This window comes from Marinobacterium nitratireducens, from assembly GCF_014645375.1.
Lineage (GTDB): Bacteria > Pseudomonadota > Gammaproteobacteria > Pseudomonadales > Balneatricaceae > Marinobacterium_A > Marinobacterium_A nitratireducens.
Genome location: NZ_BMLT01000011.1, coordinates 128,866 through 140,202, shown reverse-complemented (window position 1 = coordinate 140,202; position 11,337 = coordinate 128,866). Strand labels below are relative to the sequence as shown.

At 64.8% G+C, this 11,337-nt stretch carries 13 protein-coding genes; 10 read left to right on the top strand and 3 right to left on the bottom strand.

Going from position 1 to position 11,337, the window contains the following annotated elements; translation table 11 throughout:
* Positions 1 to 15 precede the first annotated feature (15 nt).
* The gene (locus IEX85_RS19330) at positions 16 to 702 is read left to right on the top strand and encodes a hypothetical protein (RefSeq protein WP_229722016.1); all 687 of its coding nucleotides are present in this window, start codon (positions 16 to 18) and stop codon (positions 700 to 702) included.
* Positions 703 to 712: 10 nt separating this feature from the next.
* On the opposite strand, the gene IEX85_RS19325 is transcribed toward IEX85_RS19330, so the two are convergent.
* From IEX85_RS19325 to IEX85_RS19315, 3 genes are all read right to left on the bottom strand, one after another.
* Entirely contained in the window at positions 713 to 1,735 is a 1,023-nt protein-coding gene (locus tag IEX85_RS19325; RefSeq protein WP_188862263.1) for a hypothetical protein, read from the bottom strand.
* Positions 1,736 to 2,004: 269 nt separating this feature from the next.
* Positions 2,005 to 2,856, bottom strand: a complete 852-nt coding sequence (locus IEX85_RS19320) for an alpha/beta fold hydrolase (RefSeq protein ID WP_188862262.1) — start codon at positions 2,854 to 2,856, stop codon at positions 2,005 to 2,007.
* Positions 2,857 to 2,897: 41 nt separating this feature from the next.
* Positions 2,898 to 3,266 carry a PilZ domain-containing protein gene (locus IEX85_RS19315; RefSeq protein WP_188862261.1) on the bottom strand — a complete coding sequence of 123 codons (369 nt, stop codon included), beginning with the start codon at positions 3,264 to 3,266 and terminating at the stop codon, positions 2,898 to 2,900.
* A gap of 228 nt (positions 3,267 to 3,494) precedes the next feature.
* Between IEX85_RS19315 and IEX85_RS19310 the strand changes: the two genes are divergently transcribed.
* The 9 genes from IEX85_RS19310 (at position 3,495) to IEX85_RS19270 (ending at position 11,239) form a co-directional block, all read left to right on the top strand.
* Positions 3,495 to 4,877 (top strand): class II fumarate hydratase, encoded by a 1,383-nt coding sequence (locus tag IEX85_RS19310; protein ID WP_188862260.1) that lies wholly within the window; start codon positions 3,495 to 3,497, stop codon positions 4,875 to 4,877.
* Between the two features lie 80 nt (positions 4,878 to 4,957).
* Entirely contained in the window at positions 4,958 to 6,154 is a 1,197-nt protein-coding gene (gene dapC / locus IEX85_RS19305; RefSeq protein WP_188862259.1) for a succinyldiaminopimelate transaminase, read from the top strand.
* 107 nt (positions 6,155 to 6,261) lie between these two features.
* On the top strand, positions 6,262 to 6,609 hold the full coding sequence (locus IEX85_RS19300) for an ArsC family reductase (protein ID WP_188862258.1): 348 nt from the start codon (positions 6,262 to 6,264) through the stop codon (positions 6,607 to 6,609).
* A gap of 27 nt (positions 6,610 to 6,636) precedes the next feature.
* Positions 6,637 to 7,668: a 2,3,4,5-tetrahydropyridine-2,6-dicarboxylate N-succinyltransferase gene (gene dapD / locus IEX85_RS19295; protein WP_188862257.1), complete on the top strand. Its 1,032-nt coding sequence runs from the start codon at positions 6,637 to 6,639 to the stop codon at positions 7,666 to 7,668.
* Between the two features lie 78 nt (positions 7,669 to 7,746).
* On the top strand, positions 7,747 to 8,886 hold the full coding sequence (dapE, locus tag IEX85_RS19290) for a succinyl-diaminopimelate desuccinylase (protein ID WP_188862256.1): 1,140 nt from the start codon (positions 7,747 to 7,749) through the stop codon (positions 8,884 to 8,886).
* Positions 8,883 to 9,716 (top strand): putative RNA methyltransferase, encoded by an 834-nt coding sequence (locus tag IEX85_RS19285; RefSeq protein ID WP_188862255.1) that lies wholly within the window; start codon positions 8,883 to 8,885, stop codon positions 9,714 to 9,716. The genes dapE and IEX85_RS19285 overlap by 4 nt, the downstream gene beginning before the upstream one ends.
* Positions 9,713 to 9,991, top strand: a complete 279-nt coding sequence (locus IEX85_RS19280; RefSeq protein ID WP_188862254.1) for a hypothetical protein — start codon at positions 9,713 to 9,715, stop codon at positions 9,989 to 9,991. Before IEX85_RS19285 ends, IEX85_RS19280 begins: the two co-directional genes overlap by 4 nt.
* Positions 9,984 to 10,373: a hypothetical protein gene (locus IEX85_RS19275; RefSeq protein WP_188862253.1), complete on the top strand. Its 390-nt coding sequence runs from the start codon at positions 9,984 to 9,986 to the stop codon at positions 10,371 to 10,373. The genes IEX85_RS19280 and IEX85_RS19275 overlap by 8 nt, the downstream gene beginning before the upstream one ends.
* Before the next feature lie 38 nt (positions 10,374 to 10,411).
* Positions 10,412 to 11,239, top strand: coding sequence for an SEL1-like repeat protein (locus tag IEX85_RS19270; protein WP_188862252.1), 828 nt, complete (start codon positions 10,412 to 10,414; stop codon positions 11,237 to 11,239).
* Positions 11,240 to 11,337 lie beyond the last annotated feature (98 nt).

Below are 11,337 nucleotides of genomic sequence, written 5' to 3'. Positions count from 1 at the left end.
GGCGGGAAGCATGACATGAAGTATCTGATGCTGCTGCTGACGTTATGGCTCGCCGGCTGCGCCCCGCAGCAGGAAGCGCGCCCGTTCGCCCTGCGCAACCTGGCCAAGTCGGATATCGACATGGTCACCGACGCCCACATTGCCGAGGCCAATCGTCTGTGCCGCGAGCTGACACTAAAGCTCTACCGCCGCAACCCGCGCGAACTCGCCAAGGCGCCCCCCGGCACCACCGTCGGTCAGCGCCTTTACCAGTTGTTCGAATTTCCGCGTCAGACCCGCTTCGCCGAGCTGGACAACCGCTATGGCGTGCACGCGGTACCGCTGGCCTTCGATCCGGCATTCGGAGGCGACCGGGTCTTCGCGCTGATGGTGGGCATCACCGGCATGCTGCACGCCTCCTACAACGGCCAGGACGAGTTCTACCTTCTCGACGACATCGATCAGCAAAAGCTCTACAACAGCGCCCGCAACCTCGAGCGCATCGCCTGGCAGCTGAACCACAGTTTCAACGACAACGGCGAGCCCTTTATCTACAGCAACGGCATCGGGGAAACCGGGGCACAGAACCTCAGTTTCGCGCGCACCTTCGGCAAGCTGATCTCGCTGCAGGACATGATGGCGCGCATTATCGCCGATACCCAGAATCGCACCATCAACCGGGTGATTCAGGGGGCCGCATCGACGGTGCTGCTGCCGATTTAGTGTTGAGCGGTCAGACGTCTGGCATCATCTGTTTTCCACACTCGGGTATCGGCCGGTTGACGCGAATATCGGCGATCTTGTGGTTGTCGTTGAGGCGCAGGATCACGTCGGCGCGCGGGGGCATATCCGCCAGCATGGCGCGGGTCAGACGCTCGTAATGCTGAATGAAGCGGTGAATTTCGCCTTGTCCCATGATGCGCAGATGGTCGGTCGGTTCACCGGCGTCGTAGAGGTGCTGCATGCGCTCCGCGAGCTTCAGTTCCTGCAGCGTACGCCACTGGTAAACAGCGTCCATGCTCGGCACCTGCAGCATGATCTGGACGTCGACCTGGTCGAACAGCGACCGGTAGGGCCCCGCCAGCTGAGCATTGACATAGCGCCGCCAGGCACCGTCAGGATCCTCGTCCCGCTCCAGGGCATTGACCGGCTCGCGCAGTTCCGACTCAGCCTGGGGACGGGCGCCGACGCACCATCCCTCCAGCACCACCAGATCGGCAACGCCGCTCCACTCCTGCCACACGGAGGGCGGACAGCGGTCGTCGACGGACTTGTCGAACACCGGAATGCGCAGACAGTCACCCTCGCCTCCCTTGAGCGCTCGCAGCAGCTGGGCCCCCAGCTCGATATCGTGGGTGCCGGGAACCCCGCGGGTGATCAGCAGCGGATGAACCTCGCGCGCCAGGCGTTCGCGCTCGGCCCGGGTCTTGTACAGGTCATCGATGGAAATGCCGGCCACGCGCAGTCCGAAGCCGTCCCCCAGGGTCAACTCCAGCAAATTGAACAGCGTCGCCTTGCCGGCCCCCTGGGCACCGTTGACCCCAACCACCAGCGGAGCGCCAAGGCGGCGCTGATGACAGACCAGCCAGGCGGCCAGCGGCACGTAGATCGCTTCGAACATTTCCACCAGGCCGATATCGACGCGCAGCGTTTCCAGGGTGGAGGCAAAGGCCCGTTCGAGAGCCCGGACCGCATCACGCCGTTCGTCGTCGCCCAGGCAAAGCTGGTTCTCTGGCCAGCGCGTCAGCAGACTCATCGCTAGTGTACTGTTTCACCCTTAAAGGCACTTATAGCGAGTCGCCAAGGGGCTGGCCGCAAGGCGCATTTTTGAAGGCATAGTGGGCCTACGTCGAGAAAATGCAACACCGCGGACGGCCCCTTGGCGGCTCGCCCGCAGGGAGCTCGCCAATTCGCGCCCAACTACGTTGCCGTTCTTGGCAAGAGCCCCACTATTCCCAGCGAACGGCGCCTTGCTGGACACGAATTGGCGGGCTCTATAAGTATCTATTAGGGTGAAACAGTACACTAGAGATGACCCTGGCTGCGCAGCCAGTTCTGAATGGCGTCGATCTGGTCGCTCTCCATCAGCGACGGCGCATGCTCGATGCCGGGCAGACTCAGCAGCTCCAGGTCCGGGGTTTCCCGCCGCATGCGCTCGACCGTCTCGGCCTGAAGCACATCCGAGGCTTCGCCCCAGATCAGCATGCGCGGACAACGAATCCGCTGCCACAGACTCCAGAGGTCGACATCGGCGTCGCTGCTCTGCCGCAGCGCTTCGGCGATGCCCGGGTCGTAGTGCTGCGTCAGGCTGCCATCAGGCTGCTCGCGGGTGCCGGCCTGCGCCAGCCGGCGCCACTGCTTGTCGCTGAGGTTGCGCAGCGCCGGATAGGTCTGTCTGAGCCAGGCCTCGGCCAGATCCAGATCGGTAAAGCGCTTTTCGCCCAGATACCCCTGAATGCGCTGCAATGCGGCGCGATCGACGAAGGGGCCTATGTCGTTCAGTACCAGAGAGCGGATGGGAGTGTTCGGCAACGCCGCCAGACAGATGCCGATCAGCCCTCCCATCGAGGTGCCGATCCAGTCCACCTTGTCGACCTGCAGCCGCGCCAGCAGCACCGTCATATCGTTGAGATACTGAGTGATCTGGTAACCGCCTGGGTCCGGCAGCCAGTCACTGTCGCCGCGACCGACCACATCGGGACAGACGACACGGTAGTTGCGCGACAGTGCGCGCGCCAGGTCGTCGAAATCGCGACTGTTGCGCGCCAGCCCGTGTACGCACACCAGTACCCGGTCGTTGTCGGCGCTGCCCCACTCGACATAGTGCAGCCGGTGGAAGCCCTGCGAATTGAGGGCACTCAGGGTTTCGCTACGCATCGACGATGGTTCTCCTTGGCTGCGACTGTTGCTCCGCCTGCTCAGTGGTGCGCCTGCAGACGGGATTCGACGAAACGGCTGAGCATATCCTGGCAGTCGCTGGCCAGGCTGAGGATTTTCATGCCCATCTGGTACCGGCTCTGGGCCAGCCGCCGGGTATGGATCAGGCGACAGTGGCAGTGCACCGGCCCCTCTTCCAGGCCAAAGTGAAGATTGACTTCCACCGGCACGCCGGACTCCGGGTGCCGAACCGCATTCAGAAGGCTTTCGAGCTGCTCGCTGCCCTCGATCAGCGCGCCGCCGACGCTCAGATTGACCAGCCTCACGTCCAGGCTGTCACTGCCATAGGGCTCAAGCTCCGCCGGCATATCCACCCCAACCCGCGGATGCAGGCGCATTTCCCGCTTCATCCCGATTCTCCTTTTTTTGTTTCAAACGTTTAGCCGAAGATGACGCAGTGCACAACCCCAAGCGCCCGTGTACTGCTCGCCGATATCGCTTTGCAGGCGCTGGCGCAGCACCCCGGTCACGACCTGCTGAGCGGGTGCCGGATCCCGGGAGCACTGAAAACTCGGTACCGTCCACTATTATCTAAAGAGACAGTGTCATTCACCCTTGGCGGCGAGGAGCCTCGCGTTATGAGCCAGTATCGAATCGAACAGGACAGCATGGGCGAACTGCGTGTACCCGCCGACGCCCTCTACGGTGCCCAAACCCAGCGCGCCATCGAAAACTTCCCCATCAGCGGGCTGCGCATGCCTGCGCCGTTCATACGTGCCCTGGCGCTGATCAAGGCCGCCGCGGCCGAGTGCAACGCCGAGCTCGGGCTGCTGGCACAGGATGTCGCCGGCGCCATCAGCCAGGCCGCCCGCGGCATCGCCGCCGGCGAGCACGCAGACCAGTTCCCGGTCGACGTTTTCCAGACCGGCTCAGGTACCAGCTCCAACATGAACGCCAACGAGGTGATCGCCAGCCTCGCCTCGGCGCTGTGCGGGCAGACGGTCAATCCCAACGATCACGTCAATATGGGGCAAAGCTCCAACGACGTCATCCCCAGCGCGCTTCATCTCAGTGCCGCCATGGTGCTCGACGATGCCCTGCTGCCGGCGCTGCATCACCTGCAGGTCACCATCGACAGCCGTGCAGAGAGCCTCGACGGACTGGTGAAAACCGGACGCACCCACCTGATGGACGCCATGCCGGTACGGATGTCGCAGACACTGTCAGGCTGGTCTGGCCAGATCCAGCTGGCGATGCGCCGCCTCGAGGACAGTCGCGACCGCCTGCACCGTCTTGCCCAGGGCGGCACCGCGGTCGGCACCGGCATCAACGCCCACCCGGAGTTTTCCGCCCGCATGGCGCAGAAGCTAAGCGAGCTGACCGGCCTGATGCTGCTGCCCGCCGCCAATCCGTTCACCGCCCTCGCCAGCCAGGATACCGCGGTGGAACTGTCCGGACAGCTCAAGGCCTGCGCCTGCGCACTGATGAAGATCGCCAACGATCTGCGCTGGATGAATTCCGGTCCTCTGGCAGGCCTTGGCGAGATCGAGCTGCAGGCGCTGCAGCCCGGCTCGTCGATCATGCCCGGCAAGGTCAACCCGGTGATCCCGGAAGCGGTGATGATGGCCGGCGCCCAGGTCATCGGCAACGACGCCGCCATCACCACCGGCGGCCAGCACGGCAACTTCGAGCTGAACGTGATGCTGCCGATGATCGCCCACAACCTGCTGCAGAGCGAGTCGCTGCTGGCCACCTGCGCACGACAGCTGGCCGACAAGGCAATCCAGACCTTCCGGGTCAACGAGGACCGGCTCAACGACGCCCTGGCGCGCAATCCGATCCTGGTCACGGCGCTGAACCCGATCATCGGTTACCAGAAGGCCGCGGCTATCGCCAAACGCGCCTACGCCGAAGGCCGGCCGGTGCTCGACATCGCCGCCGAGGACACCGACCTGAGCCGCGACGAACTGAGCCGCCTGCTCGACCCGGCCAGGCTCACCGAAGGCGGGATTCAGGAGTAGAGGGGTTAATCGCAGGGGCCGGATTCGCTATAATCCTGTACCTTTTTTGCATCTGGCCTAACCCTGGGACACTTCTGACGATGAATCGGGATCTTGCAAAGCTCCAGCCCTACCCGTTCGAAAAACTCGCGGCCCTGAAGGCCGAGGTGACGCCGCCGGCCGACAAGGCGCATATCGCGCTGTCGATCGGTGAGCCGAAACATCCGTCGCCGGCGTTCGTCGCCCAGGTGCTGGCAGACAACCTGGGCAGTCTGGCCAACTACCCGACCACCGCCGGCATGCCGGAACTGCGCCAGGCGATCGCCGACTGGTGCGAGCGCCGTTTTTCGCTCAGGGCCGGCAGTCTCGATATCGGCCGCAATGTGCTGCCGGTCAACGGCACCCGCGAAGCCATCTTCGCCTTCACCCAGGCCGCGGTCGACCGCCGTGACGATGCCCTGGTGGTCTCGCCGAACCCCTTCTACCAGATCTACGAGGGCGCGGCCTACCTCGCCGGCGCGAAGCCCTGGTTCCTGGCCTGCGACGCCGAAAATGGCTTCATTCCGGACTTCGATGCGGTGCCGGCCGATATCTGGCGCCGCTGCCAGCTGTTGTTCCTGTGCTCGCCCGGCAACCCCACCGGGGCGGTGGTGGGACGGGACATGCTGAAAAAACTGATCGCGCTGTCCGACGAATACGACTTCATCATCGCCTCCGACGAGTGCTACTCGGAGCTGTATTTCGACGAGGCCCAAGCACCGGTCGGTCTGCTGCAGGTCTGCGCGGAACTCGGCCGCGACGACTACCGCAACTGCGTGGTGTTCCATAGCCTGTCCAAACGCTCCAACCTACCGGGGCTGCGCTCGGGCTTCATCGCCGGCGACGCCGAGCTGCTGGTACCCTTCCTCAGCTACCGCACCTACCACGGCAGCTCGATGCCGATCCAGCACCAACTGGCCTCGATCGCCGCCTGGAACGACGAGACCCACGTACTGGAAAACCGCGACAAGTACCGCGAGAAATTCGCCCGCGTGCTGGAAATTCTGTCGCCGGTCATGGACGTCAAACTGCCGGATGCCAGCTTTTACCTCTGGGCGCCGACGCCGATCGATGACGACCGGTTCGCCCAGGGCCTGTTCGAACAGCAGAACGTCACCGTACTGCCCGGGCGTTATATCTCCCGCGAGGTCGACGGCCAGGTACCCGGCGCCGGCTTCGTGCGCATGGCGCTGGTCGCCACTGTCGAGGAGTGCGTCGAGGCGGCAGAGCGCATTCGCGCCTACGTCGAGTCGCTCTGAGAGAACTGCAAACGTAGGAGCCCGCTCCGCGGGCGAACAGAGGCCCCGAACGGTTTCGCCCACAGAGTGGGCTCCTACAGCTTTGAAAAAGACAAACGGACAAGCGGATGATCTGCGTTTACGGCATCAAGAACTGCGACACCATCAAGAAAGCCAGAAAGTGGCTGGACGAGAACGGTATCGAGTACCGCTTTCACGACTACCGCGTCGACGGCCTTAAGCGCGACCAGCTCGAAGCCTGGGTCCGGGAACTCGGCTGGGAGGCGCTGCTGAACAAGCGCGGCACCACCTGGCGGGCCCAGCCCGACGAGGTCAAGAACAGCACCGATGAAGCCGGCGCCATCGCCCTGATGCTCGAGCATCCGGCGATGATCAAGCGCCCGCTGCTGGATACCGGCGACGCCCGCCACCTCGGCTTCAAGGCCGAAACCTGGGCCGAGCTTCTCGGCAACTGAACACCTGAAATTACGGAGACCTGGAACATGACCAACTTTGCATTCGGCCTCGGCGTAGGCACCAAATCCGCAGCCGGCGACTGGCTCGAAGTCTACTTCAACGCCCCGCTGCTGAACGCGCCGCAAGCGCTGATCAAGGCGGTCGGCGACGCTCTGGATTATCAGGGCGGCAACCAGACCATCGAGATCGAAGAATCCCAGCTCAAGGCGCTGGAAGCGGCTTTCCTGTCGGTCGGTGCCGAAGACCAGGCCGAGATCGTCGAAGTGCTGGAAGGCACCCGTCAGCCGCTGGTTGTCTGCATTCTGGAGAGCGACGCCGAGCCGCAGACCACCGCCGACGTCTACCTGAAGCTCTCGCTGCTGTCGCACCGTCTGGTCAAGCCGCACGGTATCAATCTGACCGGCATGTTCGGCAAGCTGCCGAACGTGGCCTGGACCAGCGAAGGCGCCGTGGCCCTCGACGAACTGCCGAAGCGTCAGCTGGCCGCCCGCGCCCAGGGTCGCGTACTGGACGTTCACTCGGTCGACAAGTTCCCGAAAATGACCAACTACGTGGTCCCGGCCGGCATCCGCGTCGGTGACGCCGCCCGCATCCGCCTCGGCGCCCACGTCGGCGAGGGCACTACCGTAATGCACGAAGGCTTCATCAACTTCAACGCCGGCACCCTTGGCGTGAGCATGGTCGAAGGCCGCATCTCCGCGGGCGTTGTCGTCGGCAACGGCTCCGACCTCGGCGGCGGCTGCTCCACCATGGGCACCCTGTCCGGCGGCAACAACGTCGTCATCTCCGTGGGCGAAAACTGCCTGCTCGGCGCCAACGCCGGCCTCGGCCTGCCGCTGGGCGACCGCTGCACCATCGAGGCGGGTCTCTACGTCACCGGCAGCTCCAAGGTCACCCTGCTCGACGACCAGAACAACGAAGTCGGCGTGATCAAGGCCGGCGAACTGGCCGGCAAGCCGGACCTGCTGTTCCGTCGCAACAGCCAGACCGGTCGCATCGAGGTCAAAACCAACAAGAGTGCCATCGAACTGAACGCCGAGCTGCACAAGCACAACTAAGGCCGTACGTTCCGGGCCCGCGCGCACCCCGCCCGCGGGCCTTTCCGCCCCCATCCGCCACGAGCCTCCGACACGACCATGACCCAACTCTCCCCCACCGTCGAACTCGCCGCCGAGCTGATCAGCCGCCGCTCCGTCACTCCGGAAGACGCCGGCTGCCAGGAACTGATGATCGCGCGCCTCGAGGCCATCGGTTTCAAGATCGAGCGTCTGCCCTTCGAGGACACCCTCAACTTCTGGGCCCGCCGCGGCGACGCCGGTCCCGTGCTTTGCTTCGCCGGCCACACCGACGTGGTGCCGACCGGCCCCGAGGAGCAGTGGGAATTCCCGCCGTTCGAGCCGGAACTGAGCAAGGGCATGCTGTGCGGCCGCGGCGCGGCGGACATGAAGGGCAGCCTGGCCGCGTTCATCGTTGCCATCGAGCGCTTTGTCGCCAACCACCCGGATCACGGCGGCTCGCTGGCGCTGCTGATCACCAGCGACGAGGAAGGCCCCTTCATCAACGGTACCACCCGGGTCATCGACCACCTCGAAGCCCGCGGCGAAAAGATTACCTGGTGCCTGGTCGGCGAACCGTCCAGCACCGACAAGGTCGGTGACGTCATCAAGAACGGCCGCCGGGGCTCCCTCAGCGGCACCCTGCGGGTGCGCGGCATCCAGGGACACGTCGCCTATCCGCATCTGGTGCGCAACCCGATCCACGAAGCGGCGCCTGCGCTGGCGGAACTGTCCGCCGAGGTGTGGGACCAGGGCAATGAATTCTTCCCGCCCACCAGCTTCCAGATTTCCAATATCAACGGTGGCACCGGCGCCACCAACGTGGTCCCGGGCCACGTCGATATCGCCTTCAACTTCCGTTTCTCGACCGAGGTCACCGCCGACAACCTCAAGGAACGGGTGCGCGATATCCTCAACAAGCATGGCCTGGACTGGGACATCGACTGGGTACTCTCCGGCAACCCCTTCCTGACCGCCGCCGGCGAGCTGGTCGAGGCCAGTCAGGAGGCGATCCGCGCCATCACCGGCATCGAAACCGAACTGTCGACCTCCGGCGGCACCTCGGACGGCCGCTTCATAGCCCCGACCGGCGCCCAGGTGGTGGAACTCGGTCCGTGCAACGCCACCATTCACAAGGTCAACGAAAGGGTCAGTATGCGCGATCTGGATACCCTTTCGGATCTGTACGAAAACATCATCGCCCGCCTGCTGCTGCAATGACCGAACTCCTCTGCCCCGTCTGCCGGCTGCCGCTCACGCAGCACGAACGGCAACTGCGCTGCGAGCAGGGCCACAGCTTCGACCAGGCGCGGCAGGGCTACTGGAACCTGCTGCTGGTGCAGCGCAAGCGTTCCCGCGATCCCGGCGACAACGCCGCCATGGTGCAGGCCCGGCGCGACTTTCTCGACCGGGGGCACTACGCCCCCCTGTCGGACCGCATCAACGACCTGGTCGGCCAGGCCCTGACGCCCGGCAAGCGCTCCCGGATACTGGACCTTGGCTGCGGCGAAGGCTATTACAGCGCCCGCCTCGCGCAGGCTCTGCACGCAGCCGGCGTGGCGACGGACTTTATCGGCCTCGATATTTCCAAGCATGCGGTGCGTGCCGCCTGCCAGCGCAGCCGCGCCATCCGCTGGCTGGTCGCCTCCGGTGCCGACCTGCCGGTCGCGGAAGGCTCGCTGGACGCCGTGACGCTGCTCTTCAGCCGCCTGATGCCGGAGCCGCTGGCCCGGGCGATCAGGCCCGGAGGCCTGCTGCTGCTTGCCTGGCCCGGCGACGATCACCTGATCGAACTGCGGCGGCTGATCTACCGCGAAGTTCGCCCCTCGGGCTTCGACCCGCTGCCGCAACTCGAAGGTGACTTCCAATTGCGCAGCCGAGAGCGGGTCAGCTATCCGTTCAGGCTCGAGGACAGCGAAAGCATCCGCACACTGCTCGGGATGACCCCGCACAGCCAGCGCATGCCCAGGGAGGCGCGCGAGGCACTCGAAGCACGCTCCGACCTCGGGCTGACCTTCGACGTCAACCTGGCATTGCTCGAGCGGCGGTGAAGCGCCCGGACCTCAAACGCTGGCTGCTGCGCCGCGCCGACAGTCCGCGCCAGAATCTCAACCTGCTGCTTGGCGGCTTCACCCTGTTCTCGGCCGGCGCCGCCGTACTGCTGCTGGCCGAGTATCTGATTGGCGACAGCTGGCAGCGCGAACTGCTGGCCCTCGGCGGCTTGATACTGGCCGGCGCCGGCAGCATACTGGCAGCCGTCGGCTATCTTTGCCTGAGCCTGTTGCGACTCTTCCGATTTTTCAATGACGACCGCCACCATGACTGATCAGCGCCATCCCGATATCGAGATCTACGTCAAGAACTGCACGCTGGAACAGCTGGAACTATGGCTCAAAGAGCGGTGCTCGGCGCTGGAAAAGCGCTTTTCCCAGGGACTCATCCATGAGTATCACAGCGTCATCGACGATACTCCGGTACCGGTGATGATCCACGAAAAAGTGGTCGGCAAAGCCTGGACCAGTGTCTGGTTCAAATCAGACAGGTCACCCTGGAGACGGGACCTCGACTGCGCGCTGGAGGCATCCCGAACGCTCGATACCCAGATACGCTGCATCGTCGGCGGCTGGAGCAACGGCCAGGATCCGGACGAATGGTGGCGCGTGGAAAACGGACAGCAGGAAAAGATTCAGTGGCGAACCGAAAGCTAAACCTTCGCACCAGCGCTGCCGGGCAAGGCGGTGTTTTGATGCGCTCGCTCAGAATAGTCGCGCTTGGCGCCGCACTCGGCATGTCTGGCTGCAGCAGCCTGTCGCTGCCGTTCTTCACTCCCGAGCCGGATCCACAGCGGGCCGAGGCGGAATACAGGACCGGCATCAACTTCACCCAGGGTATCGGCGTCGAGCAGGATTACGCCCAGGGCGTGCGCCACTTCAAGCGCGCCGCGCGCTTCGGCTCCCAGGACGCCGCCTACATGACCGGCCTGGCCTACGTCACCGGACGCGGCGTCAGCGGCGACTTCGCCACTGCCGCGGACTGGCTGGAACCCGCGGCTGAGGCCGGCCATCCCAATGCCGCCTTCCTGCTGGGCAAACTGTACCTGAGCGGGCTCGGCGTCGAGAAGGACAAGGACTGGGGGGTGTACTGGCTCGGGCGCGCCGCCGAAGGTGGCGTGACGCAGGCGATGCTGGAGCTGGCGGTCTGCTACCACGCCGGTATCGGGCTACCCGCCGACCCGGGCATGGCCTGGCTCTGGGCGGATCGGGCTGCTGATACGGGCACCGACAAGGCCGCCAAGGCCAGCAGCCAGCTACTGGGCAAGAGCAGTGCCTCGCAGCGACGCCAGGCGATCAATCGAGTCCAGAGCGCCGCTTCGGCCGACAGCAGCCTGGCCACCGTCACCTACCTGCAACAGAAGCTTGCACAACTGGGGTACGAACCGGGCCTCGTCGACGGCCTCTGGGGACCCAGAACCCGTGAAGCGCTCGAGGCCTTCCGCCTCGCCGAGTCACTGCCAGGCGGCAGTGTCCCACACTTGCGGGATCTCGAACGTCTGCGGGACCGCACGACAGACTGAACGAAGCTGATGGGTTACGCCGCGCGTAGCACGCTGCAGGCCGGCGGCCCGGCACCATGCGACTGCACCCATCCCGGGCTCTGCTTGCTGCACTCCAA